The sequence below is a fragment of the Nevskia soli DSM 19509 genome (assembly GCF_000711955.1).
GTDB classification, from domain to species: domain Bacteria; phylum Pseudomonadota; class Gammaproteobacteria; order Nevskiales; family Nevskiaceae; genus Nevskia; species Nevskia soli.
In genome coordinates, this window is the sequence record NZ_KL543999.1 from 16,477 (window position 1) to 36,241 (window position 19,765).

The following is a 19,765-nucleotide window of genomic DNA, read 5'->3' on the forward strand; positions in this document are numbered from 1 at the left end:
CGCATCGTCTGCGTGGACTATCGGGTGTTCTGGTCATCCTGAGCGGCCGCAGCCTAGGCCTCGAAATCGATCACCTGATTCGCCTCACGGTTCCCGTCCCATTCCCGTGCCGCCTTCATGCCGCTGGCGAAGTTCTCCAGCACCACCGGCGCGGCCTCGATGAATTCCAACAACAGGCCGGGCTCCGCAGCGGATTCCATGTAGGCCACGCGCACCACGCCGTTGCTGGCTTCGAAAGCGGGCGCCAGCCCGCGCTGCTTCGCTTTGGCCACGTCGGCGTCGATGTCCTGCGACAGCCAGGCGATGTGGTGCATCCCGATCAGGCTGCGGCCGTCGGCGTCCTGGTAGGGGGAGGGCGTCTTGCTGTTGACCTGGATCAGCTCGATCTGCACCTCGCCCTGATAGGACAGGCCCACGTTCATCTTCACCGCCGTCTCCACGCCGCGGCAGTGGCCGCGCATGGTGGCGTTCTTGTAAACGGTCCAGGGGCCGATGCCGGCGAAGTCCATCCAGTGGCGGATGGCGGCGTCGAGGTCCGCCACGATGTAGGCGACCTGGCGGATCGGGCCGTAAGCTTGGGTATTCATGCGGTGCCGGCCTTCCGTATTTCGAGCGGACGCTGGTAGGAGATATCGTTGCGGTCGCGGCTGGAGCGGCTGTTGCGCATCAGCGCCGCCACCGCCTCGCGCATCTGCGGGTCCACCTCGGACTCGCCCGCCAGGCTGCTGATCCACTCCACCACGCAGACCCGGCGTGCGATGGCCCAGCGGCCCGCGCGCCGCTCCAGTCGGTCGATGTAGCGGTTGCCGATGACGTCGATGGTGCCGCTGCGGTTGACGCCGATGTAGAGGCAGTAGGTCTCGCTATGCGCGGTGTCGCCGTCCAGTTCGCAGCTGTGGTTGAGAATCAGGTGGTTGGTGTGCTTCTGGTGTTCGCGGTGATGGGGCAGGGCCCAGTCGGCGAAGTCCGCCGGCTTGCCGACGAAGGCGCCGTGATCGTCGATGGCGTCGGCATGGTAGGCGGAGAGCAGCAGTTCGCGGTCCAGGCGGTCGACGCCGCGCGTGTAGCGGTGCAGGCAATCCTGGATCGCCTGGCGGTCGAGCAGTTGGCGCAGTTCCGCCTGTTCGCGCTCGTTCATGGCCTGGTTTCTCCTGCGTGGTTTTCCTGTGCGTCAACCATCGGCCAGGGCCGGCCGGACCGCATCGTCTGGAAAGACGACCGGCACGGGCCCCGGCCGGTCGTCTCAATGGATGATGCCCGGCTGGCGCCGCCTCCCAATAATGCGTTCAACCGGAGGAGCCATAACAATGCAACAGAATGCGCAAAACGACTTTCCGCAGGGCGCGGTGCTGGTGTTCGGCGGCAGCGGCGGCATCGGCCAGGGCGTGGCGCTGACTTTCGCCCAGTCCGGCACGGATGTGGCCATCGCCTACCGCTCGAAGAAGGATGTGGCCGAGCGCGTCGCCGGCGAAATCCGCGGCTTCGGCCGCAAGGCCAGCATCCATGCCACCGACGTCACCGACCCCAAGCAGGTCGAAGCGGCGGTGGAAGCGGCGTTGAAGGAGCATGGCCGCATCCATACCGTGGTCTTCGCCGCGGGCCCGGTGGTGGAGCAGGTGCTGCTGGGCGATACCAGCCACGCCCTGTTCAAGCGTTCCATCGACACCGAGGTGATGGGCTTCTTCAACGTGGTGCAGGCGACGCTGCCGAAGCTGCGCGCGGCCGGTGGCGGCTCCTACGTGCACCTGGGCTCGGCCGGCCACGTCTGGTGGCCGCCCAAGGATGGCCTGTCCGTCGCGCCCAAGGCGGCCAACGAAGCCCTGATCAAGGGCATCGCCAAGGAAGAGGGCCGCAACAACGTGCGAGCCAACAGCGTGCTGGTGGGCGTGATCGAAGCCGGCATGTTCCTGGAGCTGCTCAAGCGCGGCGTGTTCGACCAGGCCTGGATCGAGGAAACGCAGAAATTATTGCCGTTGAAGCGCTGGGGCAAGCCGGAGGAGATCGGCCATACCGCCGTGTTCCTGGCCTCCACGCGCGGCGGCTACATCACCGGACAGCAGATCAATGTGTCGGGCGGTTTCGGCATCTGAGGTGGAACCAGCAACAGCGTCATACCGGCGGAAGCCGGTATGACGTATCGATTTTAGTTTTGACCTGCAAGCCGAGCCAGTTGATCCGCTCGATTATTGTCATCCAACAAAACGGAGGAAAACCATGTCCCTGCCACTCGAAGATCTCGAGCTGATCAAGCGCCTCAAGTACGCCTATTGCCGCTGTATCGACACCGCCAACATCAAGGAAGTGCGCGAACTGTTCACCGAGGACGCCGGCGTCTGCTACGTCGGCGGCACCTACCGCTTCGAGGTGCAGGGCCGCGACAAGATCGTCGAGGCCCTGGAAAACGCCTTCCACTCTGAAGCCATCGCGTTCCACCATGTCAACCACCCGGAAATCGACTTCCAGTCGCCGACCGAAGCCACCGGCACCTGGTACCTGAAGGACTGGTTCCTCGACCTGCGCCACAAGATCATCACCGACGGTTCCTCGCTGTACAAAGACCGTTACGTCAAGCGCAACGGCAAGTGGCTGATCCAGTTCGCCAGCTATGAGCGGGTGTTCGAGATCGTCACACCGGTGACGCAGGTACCGAACATCACCGCGCATTACCTGGCCAAGCACGGCAAGAAGCTGCCGCCGCTGTAAGCGGCCGGGGAGCACCGATGCGCGCAGCCGTGACGGGTGGGGGCGGTCGCCTGGGTTGTTCCCTGGTGCGCGCCCTGCTGCAACGCGGCCACAGCGTGCGCGTGCTGGAGCCGGGCGCGGCCACGCCGGCCTCGCTGGCTGGTCTCGACGTGGGGCTGGTGCACGGCTCGGTGCTGTCCGCCGATGACGTGGCGCGGCTGGTGGATGGCGTGGACGTGGTGTTCCATCTCGCCGCCAAGGTCAATCTGGACAAGGACCGCGACGGCAGCATCCGCGCGGTGAATGTCGACGGCACGCGCATCGTCGCCGAAGCCTGCCTTGCGCGCGGTATCCGCCTGGTGCATTGCTCCTCGCATCATGCCCTGGTGCGCCATCCGCTCGAACAGCCGCTGGACGAATCACGGCCGCTGGCGCTGGAAGAGCCCTGTGACTACCACCGCTGCAAGGCGCTGGCCGAGAAAATGATCCAGGAGCTGGTGCGCGAACGCGGCCTCGATGCCGTGGTGGTCAGCCCCGGCACCATGATCGGCCCGCAGGACTACGAGCCCTCGCTGATGGGCAAGGCCCTGATCGACCTCTACCACCGGTGCATCCCGATGCTGATGGAAGTGGTCAGCGATTACATCGACGTGCGCGACGTCGCCGCCGGCATGATCGCCGCTGCGGAGAAGGGGCGGCGCGGCGAGCGTTACCTGCTGACCGGCGCGGTGCACGATCTGCGCACCATCAGCGGCTACTGGCAGGAACTGACCGGTGTGACCATGCCCAAGGCGGTGATGCCGCTGTGGGTGGCCTGGGCCATGCTGCCGTTCACCACGCTGGCCTCGCGCTTCAGCGGCAAGCCGCCGCTGTTCACGCCGGGCGTGTTGCGCGCCAGCGTGTCGAATACCGTGGTATCGCATGCCAAGGCCGAGCGTGAACTGGGTTTTGCGCCGCGCGGGACCCGTGAGTCGCTGGCCGATGCGCTGGCGTTCTACCAGGAACAGGGCTGGCTGGAGCAGAAGCTGGCCGCCTGAGTAGCTGCCCGGGTTGCGCTACACGCTTCCCGGGCTACGGATTTTCCTGATCAGCCCAGCGTGATGACGCTGTTCAGCAGCAAGCGCACCAGCATGGTCTGACGCGTCACCCCGGTCTTGCAGAAGATCGAGCGCAGATGGGTGCGGGCGGTGTTGCGGCGCACGTCCATCTTTTCCGCCGCCTCGTCCAGGGTCAGGCCCTCGGCCAGCAGCAGGGCCAGGGCGGCTTCCATACGGGTCAGGCCGAACAGGCGGCGCACCAACTCGTGCGAGGGCTGGGCGGCGCTGGATTCGGGGTCGCGCAGGAACACCGCCACGGCGGGGCGCTGGCGGCTTTCCGACCAGGTGCCGAGCGGAATCTGCCGCACCAGCACGCCCAGCTTGGCGCGGCCGGAAGGGCGGGTGACGGACATGGCCTCGACCACCGCCGGTCCCTTGTCGGCGACGGTGCCGCTGAGCGCCTGGCGCACCATGCGCTGCAGCTCGCGGCCTTCCTGCGTCACTTCCACCGAGAGGTTGTTGCCGCTGAGCCAGATGCCGTCCTTCTCCGACAGGATGCGGCGCGCTTCCTGGTTGGTTTCGAGGATGGCGCCGTTCTGCGAGAAGCTGATGATGCCCAGCTGCATGCGGTTGACGGTACCGGCGAAGAGCTGCCGTTCGCACTCCAGGAAATCCAGGCGGGCATGCAGCTGGATGGAGCGCTTCAGGTGCGGCAGCAGGAAGCGCACCAGCGCCTTGTCCTCGCTGCTGAAGGGCTGGGCTTCGTGCGAGCGCGTCACACGCAGGCGGCACTCGATGCCTTCCTTGGTGTAGATGTCGGCGCCGAGCAGGTGGCGCACGCCCAGCGGGCGCAGGTATTCCTGGTACACGGTGCTTTGCAGCCACTGCTTGCCGATCAGCTCTTCCGCCGTGACCACCTCGCCCTCGGCCAGGCGCACGAAGGGGTCCATGGAGAAGAAGTGGGTTTCGTAGGACTCGATGCCCTGCTTGGTGACGGTGCCGGTATTGATCATCACCCCGGCGTTTTCCGAGGATGGCGGCCGCAGCATCAGGGTGACGTGGGCGGCCTGCAGGCTGTCGCGCATCAGTTGCAGTGCGGCCTGCCACGGCGGCGATTCCATGGCGCCCTCGTAGATGGCGCCGATCAGGCGGTCCAGCGGGGCCAGGCCCACGGCTTCCGCCAGGTTGTCCAGGGAAAACTTGCCGCCGTTGCGGCCGATGGACCCTTCATTGTCGGTAAATGTCGACTTCGCTACCAAAGGCATTGACCCTCCTCACTCTGTCATGCCGAACTTCATCCCCGGCGTTTTGGGATATTGGTATGAACGCCGCGGGTGAAGCCTGAAAATTTCGGTCGGTTCTGTTGGTCGGTCCTCGTACCGTAAGGCGGCTTACCTAAGTCAGCCTGCTCTCAATGGCCTAAGTATATGCCAGTGTGTAACCCGAACGGACGATTCTGGAGGATAGCCGGTCGGCGGAGCATGGCGCATTGACATTAGCCGCCAGCAGGGCCGTTTTGCGGCCCTTGACGGCAGCCCTCCACTGACCGACGGAAATCCGGATGCCCAGCGAAAAACTGATGAAACAGGGGATGCAGGCCTATATCGACGCCTTCAACCGCTCGGACGCCGACGGCGTCGCCGCCCTGTATGCCGACGATGCCACCGTGGAAGACCCGGTCGGCAAGGACGTGATGGTCGGCAAGGCGAAGATCGCCGCGTTCTACAAGATGTCCATCGCCACCGGCGCCCGCCTGGCGCTGGCGGCGCCGATCCGCGCCTCCCACGGCAATTCCGCCGCCATGGCCTTCGACGTGCAGCTCAACATGCCGCAGGGCAAGGCGGTGATCCGCGTCATCGACGTGATGACCTTCAACGAGGACGGCAAATTCACCTCGATGCGGGCTTTCTGGGGACCGGGCGATATGGAAATGGTCTGAGGCCGGGCGGGTCCAGGGAGCGTTGCCCGGAGGGAGGCAGTGATGAAGCGTCTGATCGTGATCGCCATGGTCGGATTCCTGCTGTGGCATGGCTACACCAGATACCGCTCGCTTCATCCGCCGCGAGCGGCCGCGCAAGGCATTGCTGAAATCCCGGCGTCGTCGCCGGCCATTGCGCCCGCGCAGCCGGAGCCCGATAGCGCTGGCCAGTTCAAATGCGACGGACGCACGTACTGTTCGCAGATGACTTCCTGCGCGGAAGCGACGTACTTCCTGAAGAACTGCCCGAACGTGAAGATGGATGGGGACAACGACGGCATTCCCTGCGAAAAACTAATGGTGTGGCCGGTAACAGGACGGCATTTGCCATTGATCACTAGTCATTTCGGACGATGACGCAACCTTCGTTTTCTGTGAAAAAGATCATCGACAAAAGCCGGTTTCCGCGCCCCACGTTTTCACGCCGCAACCGGAACCAAAAAACCGATCCAATTCTTTGAGTTTCAGGAGGACGCTGTGCCCACCCAAGCCCAGAAAGCCACGCCGCTGGTCAGCCCCGAGATCCTGCTGCAGCGCGCCCGCGAAATGGTGCCGGTGCTGGCCTCGCGCGCGAAGAAGACCGAGGAGCTGCGCCGCGTGCCGGACGAGACCGTGGCCGAGATGCAGGCGGCCGGCTTCTTCCGCGTGCTGCAGGCCAAGCAGTACGGCGGCTACGAGATGGACCCGCAGGTGTTCTACGACATCTGCATGACCCTGGCCGAAGGCTGCATGTCCACCGCCTGGATCTACGGCGTCATCGGCGTGCACAACTGGCAGCTGGCCTGCTTCGATCCGCGCGCTTCCGAAGACGTGTGGGGCAAGGACACCTCGGTGCTGGTGGCTTCGACCTATATGCCCAAGGGGCAGGTCAAGCCGGTCGAGGGCGGCTTCCAGTTCAGCGGGCGCTGGGGCTTCTCCAGCGGCATCGACCACGCCCAGTGGGTGCTGCTCGGCGGCCTGATCTTCCCGGCCGACGGCAAGGGCCCGCCGGAGTACCGCACCTTCCTGCTGCCGCGCAAGGATTTCGAAGTCATCGACACCTGGCACGTCATGGGCCTCAAGGGCACCGGCAGCAAGGACATCGTGGTCAAGGACGTGTTCGTGCCGGAATACCGCACGCACAAGGCCACCGACGGCTTCATGGGCACCAACCCGGGCCGCCACACCTTCACCGCCGACCTGTACAAGCTGCCCTTCGGCCAGATCTTCGTCCGCGCCGTGTCCTCGGCCGCGATCGGCGGCCTGCAGGGCGCGCTCAACACCTTCCTCGATTTCGCCAAGGTGCGCGTCGGCGACATGGGCAACAAGACTTCGGAGCAGGCGCCGGCGCAGCTGGCCGCCGCCGAGACGGCGCAGTCCATCGACGAGATGAAGCTGGTGCTGCACCGTAACTTCGACGTGCTGATGGGCAAGATCCGCGCGAACCAGCCGCTGGATGATATCGCCCAGCGCTCGCACTTCCGCTTCCAGGCGGCGCAGGTGGTGGACCGCTGCGCGCGTCACGCCTACCAGCTGTTCTCGGCTTGCGGCGGTCGCGGCATCTTCACCGACTTCCCGCTGCACCGCTACATGCACGACATCTATGCCGCACGCGGCCACTACGCCAACAACCCGGAGCAGTTCGGGCGCAACTACGGCAGCGTGTTGCTGGGGCGCGACAACACCGATTATTTCCTGTAGCAGGAACTGTCCCCTCTCCCTCCGGGAGAGGGTTAGGGTGAGGGGCGCAACTTGCCCTGCAGTGTGCTTCATGGAGAGTGCCTCCCTCACCCCCAACCCCTCTCCCGAAGGGAGAGGGGAGTTGAATGACCGAGACTCCGGATGGTGTGTGCGATGGGCATGAATGAAACGGCGCTCGCCGCAGCGGCGCCACGCGAGTACGACGTGATCGTCGTCGGTTCCGGCGCCGGCGGCATGACCGCCGCGCTGTGCTGCCAGGCGCAGGGTTTGTCGGCGCTGGTGATCGAGAAGCAGGACGTCTACGGCGGCACCAGTGCGGTGTCTGGCGGCGGTATCTGGATTCCCTGCAACGAGGACATTCCCAAGGTCGGCGGCACCGACTCCTTCGAGGAGGCGCTGACCTACCTCAAGGGCCTGATCGGCGAGGCGGTGCCGCAGAGCCGCATCGAGGCCTACCTGCGCCAGGCGCCGGCGATGGTTCGCTTCCTCAAGGAACGCTTCGGCATCGCCTTCCGCGCGGTGAAGAAGTACCCCGATTATTTCCCGGATGCGCCCGGCGGCAAGCCGGGCTACCGCACCATGGAACCGGTGGATTTCGACGCGTCCCGGCTCGGCGCGGAGTTCGAGCGCATGCGCGGGCCCTACAAGGGCACGCAGCTGATGGGCCGCATCTCGATGGACCAGGTCGAGGCGCACATCCTCTTCACCCGCGCGCCCGGCTGGATCTGGCTGATGCTGCGCATGATGGGCCGCTACTGGTTCGACCTGCGCTGGCGCCGCCGCACGCAACGCGACCGCCGCCTGGTGCTGGGGCAGGGCCTGGTGGCTTCGCTGCGCCAGGCCATGCTGGAGCAGAAGGTGCCGCTGTGGCTGGAGACGGGCTTTGAATCCCTGGTGGTGGAGAACGGCCGCGTCAGCGGCATCGAAGCGACGAGGAACGGCCAGCGCCTGCGCCTCAGCGCGCGGTGCGGCGTGATCATGGCCAGCGGCGGCTTCGAGGCCAACCAGCAGATGCGCGAGCAATATCTGCCCAAACCGACCAGCGTGGAATGGACCGCGGCGCCGCCGATCAACCACGGCGAGGGCATCCGCGCCGGCCAGGCGCTGGGCGCCGCCACCGATTTCATGAACCTGACCTGGGGCTCGCCCACCGTCGTCACCGGCAAGGGGCCGGCCTGCGGCATCTTCGTCGAGCGCGCCCTGCCGGGCAGCGTGGTGGTCAACAAGCTGGGCAAGCGCTTCGTCAACGAGGCCGCGCCCTACACCGAGTTTGTCTACGCCATGTACGACGAACAGGCGCGCAGCGGCGGCGGTGTGCCTTGCTGGCTGGTGTTCGACGCCACCTTCCGCAAGAAGTACCCGATGGGACCGCTGCTGCCCGGACAGATCCAGCCGGACTCGTCCCTGCCCAGGCACTGGCTGGACAAGGTCTACTACCGCGCCGACACCCTGGATGCGCTCGCCGCCAAGATCGGCGTCGACGCCGCCGGCCTGAAGGACACTGCGCGGCAGATGGGCGAGTTCGCCGCGCAGGGGAGCGATCCGCAGTTCAAGCGCGGCGGCAATGTGTTCGAGCGCTACTACAGCGACCCCAGCGTGAAGCCGAATCCCTGCCTGGGGCCCATCGTCAAGCCGCCGTTCTACGCCGCGCGCCTGGATGCCGGCGAGCTGGGCACCAAGGGCGGCCTGCTCACCGATGCCGCGGCCCGCGTACTGCGCGAGGACGGCGGCGTCATCGAAGGGCTGTATGCCGTCGGCAACTGTTCGGCGGCCGTGATGGGCCGTACCTATGCCGGGCCGGGCTCCACCCTGGGGCCCGCGATGACCTTCGCCTATGCCGCCGCGTGCGAAATCGCCAAGACGGCGGCGCAGCCAAAGGCGCAGGCTGGAGTGGCCGCAGCGGCCTGACGGTGTTGTCATCCTGAGCGCGGCGAAGGATCTGGCTCTGCGCTGAAGCCGGATTTTTCGCCGTGCTCAGGATGAAGGTATTTCCAGTTCGGCTCCTGCTTTCAGACAAGGACCATTCATGAGCAAACTCAAAGGCAAAGTGGCACTGGTGACCGGCGCCGGCCAGGGCGTGGGGCAGGGCATCGCCTTCGCGCTGGCGCAGGAGGGCGTGGCGGTGGCCGTCACCGGCCGCACCCTGTCCAAGGTGGAGAAGACCGCCGCCGAGATCGTCAAGCGCGGCGGCAAGGCGCTGGCGCTGGAGTGCGACGTCAAGGATGCCGCCTCCCTCCAACGCAGCGTCGAGCAGACGGTGAAGCAGCTCGGCGGCCTCAACATCCTGGTCAACAACGCGCAGGAAGTGCCGCTGGGCCCGCTGCTGGGCGTCAGCGACGAAGGCTTCACCAATGGCTGGGAGTCCGGTCCGCTGGCCACCTTCCGCCTGATGAAGCTGAGCCATCCGCACCTCGAGGGCGACGGCTGCATCATCAATCTCGCCAGTCCCGCCGCGATGCGTTGGGACGCCAGCAACTACGGCGTCTATGCCGCGGTGAAGGAAGCGATCCGTTCGCTGACCCGCGCCGCCGCCTGCGAGTGGGCCAAGGACGGCATCCGCACCAACGCCATCCTGCCGCTGGCCAACTCGCCCGGCATGGAGTGGTGGACGCGCGAGCATCCGCAGGAAGCGGCGGCCTTCATCGCCACCGTGCCGATGCAGCGGGTGGGCGAGTGCGAGGCCGACATCGGCCGCTTCGTCGTCTCACTGTGCTCGGACGATTGCCGCTACATCAACGGGCAGAGCATCGCCGTGGATGGCGGCCAGGCGTACCTGGGTTAAGACATTCAAGCGTCATACCGGCTTTCGCCGGTATGACGACAAGGAAATTGGTGACGGAGGAGCAATGAGCACGGAGCAACTGGTGTCCCTGAGCCATACGCCGGACGGCGTGGTGACCCTGAGCATGGGCGTCCCGGGCAAGCCCAGCGTGGTCACGCTGGAATCCGGCAAGGCGATGCAAGGGGCCCTGGCCGAAGTGGCCGCCATGCCGCAGGCCCGCGTGCTGGTGCTGCGCAGCGCCGGCAAGTCGTTCAATGCCGGCGGCGATCTCAAGGCGATCAAGGACACCCTGGTCGATTCCGATCGCCTGCTCGGCGCGGTCATCGATGCCTTCCACGGCGCCATCCTGGCGCTGCGCCGCCTGCCGATTCCGGTGATCGGCAGCGTCTACGGCGCCGCGGCCGGCGGCGGCTTCTCGCTGGCCCTGGCCTGCGATCAACTGGTGGCGGCGTCCAACGCCCGCTTCGTGGTGGCCTATCCGGCGCTCGGCACGTCTTCCGACGGCGGCCTCAGCCATTTCCTGACCAAGCGGCTGGGCGCGATGAAGGCGTTCGAAATCGTCCTCGGCAGCGGCGCCATCAACGCGGCGGAAGCGCAGGCGCTGGGGTTGGTGGCGAAGGTGGTGGAGGATGCCAGCCTCGATGCCGAAGCCGCCGCCTACGCCGCGAAGCTCGCCCAGCTCGCACCGCAGTCGGTACGCGAGTTCAAGCGCCTGATCGGCGGCGCCGAGGACGGCGAGCTGGAAGCACAGCTGCAACGCGAGAAAGAGGCTTTTCTGCGCTGCGCCAGGACCGAGGATTTCCGCAACCGCGTCACGGCGTTCCTGCAAAAGCGCGCATGAGCGCGGCCAGCACCGCCGAGCTGCTCGACGAAGCGCATGTGCGCGCGGGCTTGCAGCGGGTGCTGCGGCAGCACATCGGCGCCGAAGTCGGCATCGGCGGCTTGAAGCGCTTTCCGGTGGGCTACTCCTGGCTCACCTATGGCTTCGAGGCGAGCTGGGATTCCGCCGCCGGCCCGCAGCGGCGCGAGCTGATCCTGCGCCTGGGGCCGCCCAACGGCCTGTTCGCGCCCTACCTGGCGGGGCCGCAGTTCATCACCTTGCAGGCGGTGCGCGGCAGCGGCGTGCCGGTGCCGGAAGTGCACTGGTACGGCGACACGCCGGAAGTCTTCGGCGCGCCCTGGTTCATCTGCGAGAAGGTTTCCGGCCGCGCGCCGGTGATGTGGGGCGAACATTTCAGCGACAAGACCCGCACCGCCCTGGGCGAACAACTCGCTGACTCCCTGGCGGCGCTGCACCGCTTCGAATGGCGCGGCACGCCGATCGAAAGCCTCGGCAAAGGTGTCACGGTGGAAAACGCGGCGCGTACCCAGGTGGACTACTGGGAGCATGCCATGCGCGGCTGGGAGCTGCGGCGCATGCCGATGGCCGAGTCGGTGCTGGGCTGGCTGCGCCGCAACTGCCCGGTGGCCCCGAGGATCAGCGTGGTGCACGGCGACTACCGCATCGGCAACTTCCTCGCCGAAGGGGACCACATCACCGCCATCCTCGACTGGGAACTGGTCCACCTCGGCGACCCGCACGAAGACCTGGGCTGGATGTGCCAGCGCACCTTCCGTCCCGGCACGCCGCTGATCTGCACCCTGATCCGCCGCGAGGACCTGTACGCGCGCTACCAATCGCTCACCGGCATCGAGATTTCCCCTAGCGCCGTGCACTTCTACGAGGTGCTGGGCCTGTTCAAGTTCTACGTCATCGACGTCGGCGCGGAGCGCTGCTTCGAGGAAGGGCGGCACAACGACCTGCGCCTGCCCTCGATGAGCATGCAGGGGCCGCGCCTGCTGCTCCAGCTGGAAAAGCTGATCGCGGAGGCGCCATGAACAATTCGCTCGACCGGCTCTTCGCCGGCATCGTGGCCAGTCTCGGCAGCGAGATCATCCCGCGCCTGGAGGACGAGTTCGCCCGCGGCCAGGCCTATGCCATCGTCGACCTGCTGACCAACCTGCGCCCGCGCATCGACTGGGCGGTCGGCCCCCTGGCCGAACAGATCGCGGCACAACTGGCCGCGGCGCGGCGCGTCGATGAGTTGGCGCAGGGCCTGCAAGACGGCCCGCCGAATTTGCCGCCGGCACTCGCGGCCCTGCCCGAACCCGCTGCCGGCGAAACCCTGCGGCGCCTGCGCGACCAACTCGACGAACACCTGTGCAAGGTCATCGACTGGCAGAACCAGCCGCCCGCGGGCGTGCCCGACGCGGCGCTTGCCGCCATCATCGCGGTGACCGCCAAGTACATGCAGGAACAGGTGCGGCGCGAGGTCAGCCTGCTGGCCAAACCCCTGTTCGGCGAGATCGCCGGCAATACCGGCACGAAGAAGCAGCCGGATAAAAACCAGTAGCAGGAGGCGTAAGCATGCTGACCCCACAGGACGACTGGATCGGCCACCAGCTGCCGACCACCTTCGACCACGTCGGCACCAGCGACCCGGCCTGGATGGAGCGGCTCTGGTACACCGGACACCTGACGCCGTCCGGCGAGGTCATCTTCGATCTCGGCCTGGGTTATCACGCCAACCGCAACGTCATGGACGCCTTCGCCGGCGTCACCGTCGGCGGCAAGCAGTACAACTTCCGCGCTTCGCGGCACCTGCGCCCCGATCCGCTGGCAACGAAGGTCGGCCCACTGGAATTCACGGTGATCGAAGGCTTCCGCCGTCACCGCCTGAGCCTGGCCGAGAACGACTCCGGCGTCAGCTTCGACATCGAATTCCTCGGCGCCTTCAACCCGCACGAGGAAGCCCAGCGCTTCCGCCGCCGCAACGGCCGCATCACCGAGAACCTGGCGCGTGCGCAGCAGCTCGGGCGCTATTCCGGCTGGCTCAAGGTCGATGGCCAGCGTTACGAATTGCGGCCTGAACAATGGTGCGGCCAGCGCGACCACTCCTGGGGCATCCGCGGCGAGCTGCGCACCGACGAGACCAGCCCGCCGCTGACCCACTTCCAGCCCTCGTTCTGGACCTGGGTGGCGGTGCAGTTCCCCATGCGTGGACTGCTCTGGTCCTTCACCGAACGGGCGCCGGGCGACATCGCCTACCTGACCGGCGAGGAAACCCTGCCGCTGGGCCAGCGCGCCAGCCGCGGCCTGCATGTCGATGACGTCAAGCATGAATTGAGTTGGGCCAAGGACGGACTCGGGCAGACGCTCGAACACGGGGTGTTCGACCTGACCATGGCCAACGGCAGCAGGCGGCACCTGGAGCTGCGTACCCTGCCGGCGCGCTACTTCCTCAAGGGCGGCCTCTACGGCGGCCTGCGCGGCTGGTTCCACGGCGACGATCGCGGTGCGCTGTACGTCGAGCACGACCGCTGGAACCTGCGCGATGCCGAAACCCGCCGCATCGCGTGCACCCTCAGCGACCATGTGGTCGAGGTGCGCGAAGGCGACGAGGTCGGCTACGGCGTCATCGAGTACGCAGTGGCCAAGGGCTATCCGAAGTACGAGGAAGTGCAGCAGTTTCCGGCATATTGAACCTGGTCCCTGTCATCCCGAGCACAGACATGAGCACACCATCCGCCTTCGATCCCATCCGCATCGGCCCGCTGCAACTGCGCAATCGCTTCATCAAGTCCGGCGCCAACGAGGGCATGGCCAAGGGCGGCACGCCGTCGAAGATGCTGGTGGAGCACCATCGAGCCATCGCCGCGGGCGGCGCCGCCATGACCACCGTGGCCTATTGCGCGGTCAGCGCGGACGGGCGCACCTTCGTCGACCAGGTGCAGCTCGAGCCGGGCTCGGTCAGGCACCTGCGCGTCCTGACCGATGCGGTGCACGGCGAGGGCGCGGCGGCCTGCGCCCAGATCACCCACGGCGGCGCCTTCACCTTCCTGCCGGAACTGAGCACCCGCTACCCGCGCAGCGCATCAGGCGGCTTCAACGCCGCCGGCGTCATCAGCGGCCGGCTGTTCCGCACCGGCATGAAGCCGGACGACCTGGAACGTACCGCCAATGAGTTCGTCGCCGCCGCCAGGCTGGCGCGCGAGGCCGGCTTCGATGCGGTGGAGCTGCATATGGGCCACGGCTACCTGCTCAGCCAGTTTCTGTCGCCGGCCTACAACAAGCGCCGCGACCAGTACGGCGGCAGCACCGAGAACCGTGCCCGCTTCCCGGCCATGGTGCTGCGCCGCGTGCTCGACGCGGTGGGCAAGGACCTGGCCGTGACCTGCAAGGTCTGCGTCACAGAGGGCTTCAAGGGCGGCGCCACCGCCGAGGACGCGGCCATCGTCGCGCAGGTGCTGGAACGGGAAGGGGCGCACCTGCTGGTGCTGAGCGGCGGCATGAACGTCGAGGCGCCCTGGGCCATCTTCGGCAGCCCGATGCCGCGGGCCGCCACCGAAGGCTTGCAGAACCCGGTGATCCGCACCGCCACCCGCATCATGCGGCTGTGGGAGCCGAAGATCAGCTTCCATGAACTGTATTTCATGGAGCACTCGCGCAAGGTGCGCGCCGCCGTGCGCATGCCGCTGGCCTACCTGGGCGGCGTCAAGTCGGTCGCCGGCGTGGAGCAGGCCATGGCCGAGGGTTTCGACTGCGTGGTGATGGCGCGCGCCCTCATCCACGACGCGCAGCTGGTCAATAAATTCCGCAGCGGCGAGGCCACGCAGTCCGGCTGCACCGCCTGCAACGAATGCGTGGTGATGATGTACACGCCGGGCGGCACCAGTTGCGTGCTCAATGCCCCCAACGACGCCGAACTGAACCGGACGCCAGCCGCTTCCTGACCGAAACCCGTAGCCCGGGAAGCGCGCCAGCGCTACCCGGGAGGCCTTGGCGCCAAAGCTCCAGACAGTCGCGGTGCCGAAAGCCCCGGGTAGCGCTGGCGCGCTTCCCGGGCTACGTTATGTCTCTATGGTCCAATATCGGCGAAATCGGGTGCCCGGTGGTACTTACTCTCTGACGTTGGCGCTGCGGGATCGTGGAGCGCGTTACTTGGTAGATCACGTAGAAATCCTGCGACAGTCGTTTCGACAGGTGCGAGCTACGCGTGCTTTCTCCGTCGATGCTGTTGTGGTCATGCCGGACCATCTGCATCTGCTTTGTACGCTTCCGGAAAGGGACACCGATTATTCGGAGCGTGTGCGTTTGATCAAGCGATACTTCACCCAATCTTTGATTGCGGCGGGTGTCGTACGCCGTGGAATCTGGCAACCACGTTTCTGGGAACACACCATCCGCGACGACGAGGATTTTCGCCGGCACGTGGATTACATTCATTTCAATCCGGTCAAACATGGTTATGTCTCCGGGGTGAGTGAATGGCCGCATTCATCGTTTCATCGATATGTACGCCAAGGTCTGTTACGGTCCGATTGGGGTGGTGACATGGCTGACGTTCCAGGCGAAGGGGTCGGAGAGTAGGCAAGACCGGCCCCCCCCCCGCGGCAGCCTAGCGCCGCGACGCGCGCATCAGGCTCAGCGCCATCCAGATCACCGACGCGGCGGCGAGCACCAGCACCGCCCACAGCAGGATCTGGCGCAAGGGCGTCGGCCTGGGCAGCGGCGACAGCACGGCCACGCCGCCGAGCTCGCGGACCGCGCCGGCCTGGGCCGTGCCGATCATCGCTTGCAGTTCCGCCGGCGGCAATCCTTGCAGCAGCGCTTCGCAGCCCGGCGCGGGAGGAATCTCCGCACGGGCGCTGCCGTAGGCCAGCAGGAAGTTGCCGCTGCCTTGAACCAGGAAGCGCAGGCGCGCCGGGATGTAGCCGAGGCGCAAGGCCGGCACGCCGGCGCCCAGCGAGTCCGCACCCTGCTGCACCTGGACGCGCCAGTAGCGGTCGCTGTCCGCCGCGAAACGCAGGTCGTCGTTGTGATGCTCGGCCGCGCCTGCGCCGACCGAATACACCGCGCCGCTCCACACGGTGCGCCAGGTTCCGTCGGCGCGCGCGCGGCTTTGCAAGGCCAGTTGCAGGGTCATGTTGCCGGCGGGCAAGGCGATCTGCGCGGTATGCACCGGCGCCAGGCGGGCGGCGTCGAAGACGTAGCCGTGTTCGGGGTCCCGCGGCAGCACCGCCGGCGCGAACCAGCGCGCCTGCTCCAGCGCCTTGCCCCCCTGCAGCTCGGCGATCACGGCGTCGAGCGCGGGTGCCGGGCCGGCGTCATTGCGGGTGACGCGCAGGTAGGCATGGCGCCCGCTCGGCAGCGGAATGCGCTCGCGCTGCAAGGTCTGGCCCGCGCTGCCGGCCTGCACCAGCGTCGCCTGCGGTACCAGCGTGGTCCAGCGGTCGAGGTCTTCGCTGCCCTCCACGCGTACCTGCAATTCCGAGGCGCCGTCGGCGGTATGCCAGCGGAAGCGCAACGCATCCAGCGGTCTCTCGGCGCTGCGCGCGTCGATGACGTAAGCGGAGACTTGGGTCTGTGCCGCCGCGGCTTCCCCGGTGGGTTTGACGTCCACCGTCACCGCGCCGCCGCTATCGACCTCCAGCCGCGTGCCGGCACCCGCCGCGGCTTTCGCCGCCTGCAGCGGATAGACCTTGAGCGGCAGTTCCTGGACCGCACCGGCCGGTGCCGGCGGCGGCGTGCACAGCGCGGCGGGGACCGGCGTGCTCTCGGCGTTGAATACGCGCAGGTCGCCCAGGTCGGCCCGGGTCACGCCCTGGTAGATGGCGTCGGGCAGGTCCAGCTCGGCGATCGGATGTCCGGCCTGCGGCAGCAGCTCGATGCCGGAACGGAAGTCCTGTGGCCCGGCGCTTCCTGCCGCGGCGGACAGGGCCAGGAGCGAGAGCATCAATACGGGAAGGGATTTCATGGGTAGGTATCGGTGTCCGAAGCTGGGTCCGCCGGTTCCGGGGCATCCTTGCGCGGCGGCAGCGGCGACAGGTAGCCGGTCACCAGCAGCAGCGCGCCGACGATCAGGAAGGAGACGATGCGCGCAAGGGTGCCGCGGCCGGCGGTGTCCACCAGGAACAGTTTCACCAGCAGCACTGCCATCAGTCCGGCGCCGGCCAGCCAGGTGCTGCGCTGTGCGCGTCGCGCGGCGAGCGTCATCGCGGCAAAGGCGAGCAGGCCCCAGAACACCGAGAGCGAGGCCTGTACGGTGATGGAACGGGCGATGCCGTCGAGATCCAGCGGTGTTCCCGCCAGGTAGTGCAGGGCGCGGATCAGTGCGGCGTTGAGCCATAGGAAGACCAGGGCGGCGGCGATACCGGGGAGGATGCGCGGATCGGCCGGGGTGAAGCGCGCGCGCCGCTCCGGGCCCAGCGACTTCCAGTGCAGGGCCTGCGCCGTGAATACCAGGGCGACGCCCAGGTCCAGCGGATTCAGCAGGGGCAGGTAGGGCAGCTCGCGCGGGTCGCCGTCGCTGAGCAGGTTCATCGCCACCGTCCACAACGCGGCGAACAGGCTCAGGGGCAGCGCCGCCAGCTCGCGATAGGTCTGTTCATGCCGCGCCAGCGGCCATGCCGGAATCAGGCAGGCCCGGCTGAGCCAGCCGAGCAGCAGCGCCGGCACCACGCCCCAGGGCAGGGCCTGCCAGACGCCGCCGATTGCCTGGCCGATGCGCCAGGACAATTCCCAGGCGACGAGCAGCGCCAGCAGCCACACGGTGGCGGCATGCAGGCCCGGTAGCGTACTGCGCAGGACCGTATCGTCGCTCCGCTCGAGCCGGAACAGGATCCACCATGCCGCGGCCAGCAGCAGCGGCCAGCCCAGCCAGGCAGCTTCGGCCAGGGGATGAACGGCGTGCAGCGAAGCCGCAAGGCCGCACCAGACCGCAAGCGGCAGCAGGGCGACGGCGACGCGCAACAGCAGCGGCCACGACAGGCGCGCACTGAGTCCGCACAGCGCCGCCGCGCTGAAGGCGACGAAGGCCAGCCCGCTGCCCATCACATAGGGATGGGCCGAGCGGCCGATCTCCGCCAGGCCGCCGCCCAGCCACCAGGCGATGCCCCACAGCGCAAAGCCGGAGTCCAGGCGCGCTTCGTAGGCGGCTTGCCGCGGACGGTTGCGGAACAGCCACCAGCCGCTGGCCAGGCCGGCGGCCGCCAGCGCCACGCTGCCAAGGTACTGGCTGTTGAGCACGGGATGCCCGGGGATGTGTCCGGCGCGATCCGCCAGGCAGGCGAACCCGGCGATGAACTGCAGCAGCACGCCGAAGGCGCGCGCCAGCTTGCGCTCCTGGCGCACGCCCAGCCACACCAAGCCGGCGCCTTCGATGGCCCAGGCGGTCGCGGCCGTATCGCGTTCGAAACCCAGCGGTATCGCCAGCGTGGCGAAGATCACGCCGAGCGCGGCGAAGGCTTCGACCAGCAGGCGCAGGTTGTCGACCCGGCTGCGCAGCAGTGCCGCCGCCAGCGCGAGGTAGAACACGCCCAGTCCCAACGCGCTCCAGGCCAGCACCAGGCCCTGGTGACCGACCACGCTGCCGTGCAGGGTGAATACCGCCAGCGGCAGGCCGAACACCAGCGAGCCGGAGACGTAACCCTTCAGATCGGGCTTCTGTCGCAACGAGAACAGCACCGAGACCGCGACGTACATGAGGAAGAACAGCCACAGGAAGAAGTCCATGGTGGACTGCTGCTGCGCCGTGTAGGCGGTGGCGCGGAACAGTCCGGCCACGCCGAAGGTGAAGACGAAGCCGACCAGATTGAGGACCCGCCAGGCGCGGAACCAGGCGACCGCGAACACGCCCAGGTTGAGGATCGCGTAATAGGTGAACAGGGCGGCGAGGCTGCCGCCGCCGGTGGAGAGCAGGATCGGCGCCAGGAAGCCGCCGCTGGTGCCGATCACCGCCAGGGCCAGCGCGTCCTGCGCCACCGCCAGCACCGCGGCGCACAACGCCACCACCACCATCAGGCCCAGCGCGGCCTGGGTCGGCAGCAGTCGATAGAGGCGGGTGGCGGCGAACACGGTGAGATAGAAGCCGGCGATGCCGCCGCCCTGCAGGGTCTGCGCGTACAACGGACGCGCGCCGCGCAGGCGCCAGCCGATCAGCAGCAGGGCCAGGGCGCCGACACCGAGCGCGGCCATGCGCAGTTCGATCGGGAACATGCTGTGCTCGGCGGCGTATTTCGCCAGGAAGCTGCCGCCGAAGAACAGGGTCACGATGCCGGCGCGCGCCAGCGGATTGCCGCGCTTGAGCCAGGCCAGCGCCGCGGCGAGGGCGCGGTCGAGCGGACCGGGTTCGGCCGGCGGCATGGGCGCGGGGGCGGGGCGCGGGACCGGCGGCGGCCGGGGCGCCTCGGGCTGTGCGGTGGGCACGGGCTGGCTGATCGCGGCCGTGGCGGGCTGCGGGCCTTGTGCTTCCGATGGCCGGGGCGCAGGGGCCTGCGGCACTGCCGCGGGAGTAGCCGGAACAACCGCCTGCTGTTCCAGGCTTTGCAGGCGCTGTTCGAGAGCGCCGACGCGATGGCGCAGCCGATACAGCAGGGCGACGGCAAAACCCAGCAGGACGCCGATGACGCTGGCGCCGGAACCTTCGGCCGCCAGCGAGGCGATGACCGCCACCCCGATGAACAGGACCACGCTCAGCCAGACGCTAGGCGCCGCTGTCTTCGACATCGATTTCCGCTCCCCCGTGTCCCGGCTCGCCCAGTCTAGCCCGGCGCGGCCGCCGGCGG

General features: G+C 67.5%; 19 protein-coding genes. 14 read left to right on the forward strand and 5 right to left on the reverse strand.

Going from position 1 to position 19,765, the window contains the following annotated elements; genetic code table 11:
* Positions 1 to 53: 53 nt before the first annotated feature.
* Both BP26_RS0124320 and BP26_RS0124325 read right to left on the reverse strand, forming a co-directional pair.
* Positions 54 to 587, reverse strand: coding sequence for a VOC family protein (locus tag BP26_RS0124320; protein WP_029923146.1), 534 nt, complete (start codon positions 585 to 587; stop codon positions 54 to 56).
* Entirely contained in the window at positions 584 to 1,138 is a 555-nt protein-coding gene (locus BP26_RS0124325; protein WP_029923147.1) for a nuclear transport factor 2 family protein, read from the reverse strand. Before BP26_RS0124325 ends, BP26_RS0124320 begins: the two co-directional genes overlap by 4 nt.
* Positions 1,139 to 1,307: 169 nt before the next feature.
* On the opposite strand from BP26_RS0124325, the gene BP26_RS0124330 reads away from it, so the two are divergent.
* From BP26_RS0124330 to BP26_RS0124340, 3 genes are all read left to right on the forward strand, one after another.
* Complete coding sequence (locus tag BP26_RS0124330) at positions 1,308 to 2,090, forward strand: SDR family NAD(P)-dependent oxidoreductase (RefSeq protein ID WP_029923148.1); 783 nt, start codon at positions 1,308 to 1,310, stop codon at positions 2,088 to 2,090.
* A 124-nt stretch (positions 2,091 to 2,214) separates the two neighbouring features.
* Positions 2,215 to 2,703, forward strand: a complete 489-nt coding sequence (locus BP26_RS0124335; protein ID WP_029923149.1) for a nuclear transport factor 2 family protein — start codon at positions 2,215 to 2,217, stop codon at positions 2,701 to 2,703.
* A 17-nt stretch (positions 2,704 to 2,720) separates the two neighbouring features.
* Positions 2,721 to 3,719, forward strand: coding sequence for an NAD-dependent epimerase/dehydratase family protein (locus BP26_RS0124340; RefSeq protein ID WP_084183417.1), 999 nt, complete (start codon positions 2,721 to 2,723; stop codon positions 3,717 to 3,719).
* Between the two features lie 50 nt (positions 3,720 to 3,769).
* On the opposite strand, the gene BP26_RS0124345 is transcribed toward BP26_RS0124340, so the two are convergent.
* Positions 3,770 to 4,984 (reverse strand): helix-turn-helix transcriptional regulator, encoded by a 1,215-nt coding sequence (locus tag BP26_RS0124345; RefSeq protein ID WP_245611884.1) that lies wholly within the window; start codon positions 4,982 to 4,984, stop codon positions 3,770 to 3,772.
* Positions 4,985 to 5,280: 296 nt separating this feature from the next.
* Here BP26_RS0124345 and BP26_RS0124350 point away from each other — a divergent pair, with 296 nt between their 5' ends.
* From BP26_RS0124350 to BP26_RS29070, 11 genes are all read left to right on the forward strand, one after another.
* Positions 5,281 to 5,658: a steroid Delta-isomerase gene (locus BP26_RS0124350; RefSeq protein WP_029923152.1), complete on the forward strand. Its 378-nt coding sequence runs from the start codon at positions 5,281 to 5,283 to the stop codon at positions 5,656 to 5,658.
* A 42-nt stretch (positions 5,659 to 5,700) separates the two neighbouring features.
* Positions 5,701 to 6,054: an excalibur calcium-binding domain-containing protein gene (locus BP26_RS0124355; protein WP_084183418.1), complete on the forward strand. Its 354-nt coding sequence runs from the start codon at positions 5,701 to 5,703 to the stop codon at positions 6,052 to 6,054.
* 189 nt (positions 6,055 to 6,243) lie between these two features.
* Positions 6,244 to 7,377, forward strand: coding sequence for an acyl-CoA dehydrogenase family protein (locus BP26_RS0124360; RefSeq protein ID WP_051749501.1), 1,134 nt, complete (start codon positions 6,244 to 6,246; stop codon positions 7,375 to 7,377).
* 153 nt (positions 7,378 to 7,530) lie between these two features.
* Entirely contained in the window at positions 7,531 to 9,285 is a 1,755-nt protein-coding gene (locus BP26_RS0124365) for an FAD-dependent oxidoreductase (RefSeq protein WP_211255043.1), read from the forward strand.
* Positions 9,286 to 9,403: 118 nt separating this feature from the next.
* Positions 9,404 to 10,159: an SDR family NAD(P)-dependent oxidoreductase gene (locus tag BP26_RS0124370; protein WP_029923156.1), complete on the forward strand. Its 756-nt coding sequence runs from the start codon at positions 9,404 to 9,406 to the stop codon at positions 10,157 to 10,159.
* 64 nt (positions 10,160 to 10,223) lie between these two features.
* Entirely contained in the window at positions 10,224 to 11,000 is a 777-nt protein-coding gene (locus tag BP26_RS0124375; RefSeq protein WP_029923157.1) for an enoyl-CoA hydratase/isomerase family protein, read from the forward strand.
* The gene (locus BP26_RS0124380; RefSeq protein WP_029923158.1) at positions 10,997 to 12,037 is read left to right on the forward strand and encodes a phosphotransferase family protein; all 1,041 of its coding nucleotides are present in this window, start codon (positions 10,997 to 10,999) and stop codon (positions 12,035 to 12,037) included. Before BP26_RS0124375 ends, BP26_RS0124380 begins: the two co-directional genes overlap by 4 nt.
* Positions 12,034 to 12,552, forward strand: a complete 519-nt coding sequence (locus tag BP26_RS0124385) for a hypothetical protein (protein WP_029923159.1) — start codon at positions 12,034 to 12,036, stop codon at positions 12,550 to 12,552. Before BP26_RS0124380 ends, BP26_RS0124385 begins: the two co-directional genes overlap by 4 nt.
* A 14-nt stretch (positions 12,553 to 12,566) precedes the next feature.
* A complete protein-coding gene (locus BP26_RS0124390; RefSeq protein WP_029923160.1) occupies positions 12,567 to 13,682 on the forward strand; it encodes an Rv3169 family protein in 1,116 nt (371 codons plus the stop codon).
* A 29-nt stretch (positions 13,683 to 13,711) separates the two neighbouring features.
* Entirely contained in the window at positions 13,712 to 14,932 is a 1,221-nt protein-coding gene (locus tag BP26_RS0124395) for an NADH:flavin oxidoreductase (RefSeq protein ID WP_029923161.1), read from the forward strand.
* A 127-nt stretch (positions 14,933 to 15,059) separates the two neighbouring features.
* Positions 15,060 to 15,569 carry an REP-associated tyrosine transposase gene (locus BP26_RS29070; RefSeq protein WP_084183420.1) on the forward strand — a complete coding sequence of 170 codons (510 nt, stop codon included), beginning with the start codon at positions 15,060 to 15,062 and terminating at the stop codon, positions 15,567 to 15,569.
* 28 nt (positions 15,570 to 15,597) lie between these two features.
* On the opposite strand, the gene BP26_RS0124405 is transcribed toward BP26_RS29070, so the two are convergent.
* On the reverse strand, positions 15,598 to 16,956 hold the full coding sequence (locus BP26_RS0124405; protein WP_084183421.1) for a DUF3999 domain-containing protein: 1,359 nt from the start codon (positions 16,954 to 16,956) through the stop codon (positions 15,598 to 15,600).
* On the reverse strand, positions 16,953 to 19,706 hold the full coding sequence (locus BP26_RS0124410) for a DUF2339 domain-containing protein (RefSeq protein ID WP_051749432.1): 2,754 nt from the start codon (positions 19,704 to 19,706) through the stop codon (positions 16,953 to 16,955). The genes BP26_RS0124405 and BP26_RS0124410 overlap by 4 nt, the downstream gene beginning before the upstream one ends.
* Positions 19,707 to 19,765 lie beyond the last annotated feature (59 nt).

Coding starts and splice junctions, on each gene's coding strand:
- BP26_RS0124385 (WP_029923159.1), top strand. CDS start 12,034: ATGAACAATTCGCTCGACCGGCTCTTCGCCGGCATCGTGGCCAGTCTC.
- BP26_RS0124355 (WP_084183418.1), top strand. CDS start 5,701: ATGAAGCGTCTGATCGTGATCGCCATGGTCGGATTCCTGCTGTGGCAT.
- BP26_RS0124335 (WP_029923149.1), top strand. CDS start 2,215: ATGTCCCTGCCACTCGAAGATCTCGAGCTGATCAAGCGCCTCAAGTAC.
- BP26_RS0124365 (WP_211255043.1), top strand. CDS start 7,531: ATGGGCATGAATGAAACGGCGCTCGCCGCAGCGGCGCCACGCGAGTAC.
- BP26_RS0124390 (WP_029923160.1), top strand. CDS start 12,567: ATGCTGACCCCACAGGACGACTGGATCGGCCACCAGCTGCCGACCACC.
- BP26_RS0124325 (WP_029923147.1), bottom strand. CDS start 1,138: ATGAACGAGCGCGAACAGGCGGAACTGCGCCAACTGCTCGACCGCCAG.
- BP26_RS0124375 (WP_029923157.1), top strand. CDS start 10,224: ATGAGCACGGAGCAACTGGTGTCCCTGAGCCATACGCCGGACGGCGTG.
- BP26_RS0124370 (WP_029923156.1), top strand. CDS start 9,404: ATGAGCAAACTCAAAGGCAAAGTGGCACTGGTGACCGGCGCCGGCCAG.
- BP26_RS0124320 (WP_029923146.1), bottom strand. CDS start 587: ATGAATACCCAAGCTTACGGCCCGATCCGCCAGGTCGCCTACATCGTG.
- BP26_RS0124380 (WP_029923158.1), top strand. CDS start 10,997: ATGAGCGCGGCCAGCACCGCCGAGCTGCTCGACGAAGCGCATGTGCGC.
- BP26_RS0124405 (WP_084183421.1), bottom strand. CDS start 16,956: ATGAAATCCCTTCCCGTATTGATGCTCTCGCTCCTGGCCCTGTCCGCC.
- BP26_RS0124360 (WP_051749501.1), top strand. CDS start 6,244: ATGGTGCCGGTGCTGGCCTCGCGCGCGAAGAAGACCGAGGAGCTGCGC.
- BP26_RS0124395 (WP_029923161.1), top strand. CDS start 13,712: ATGAGCACACCATCCGCCTTCGATCCCATCCGCATCGGCCCGCTGCAA.
- BP26_RS0124350 (WP_029923152.1), top strand. CDS start 5,281: ATGCCCAGCGAAAAACTGATGAAACAGGGGATGCAGGCCTATATCGAC.
- BP26_RS0124330 (WP_029923148.1), top strand. CDS start 1,308: ATGCAACAGAATGCGCAAAACGACTTTCCGCAGGGCGCGGTGCTGGTG.
- BP26_RS0124410 (WP_051749432.1), bottom strand. CDS start 19,706: ATGTCGAAGACAGCGGCGCCTAGCGTCTGGCTGAGCGTGGTCCTGTTC.
- BP26_RS0124345 (WP_245611884.1), bottom strand. CDS start 4,984: ATGCCTTTGGTAGCGAAGTCGACATTTACCGACAATGAAGGGTCCATC.
- BP26_RS0124340 (WP_084183417.1), top strand. CDS start 2,721: ATGCGCGCAGCCGTGACGGGTGGGGGCGGTCGCCTGGGTTGTTCCCTG.
- BP26_RS29070 (WP_084183420.1), top strand. CDS start 15,060: ATGGTCCAATATCGGCGAAATCGGGTGCCCGGTGGTACTTACTCTCTG.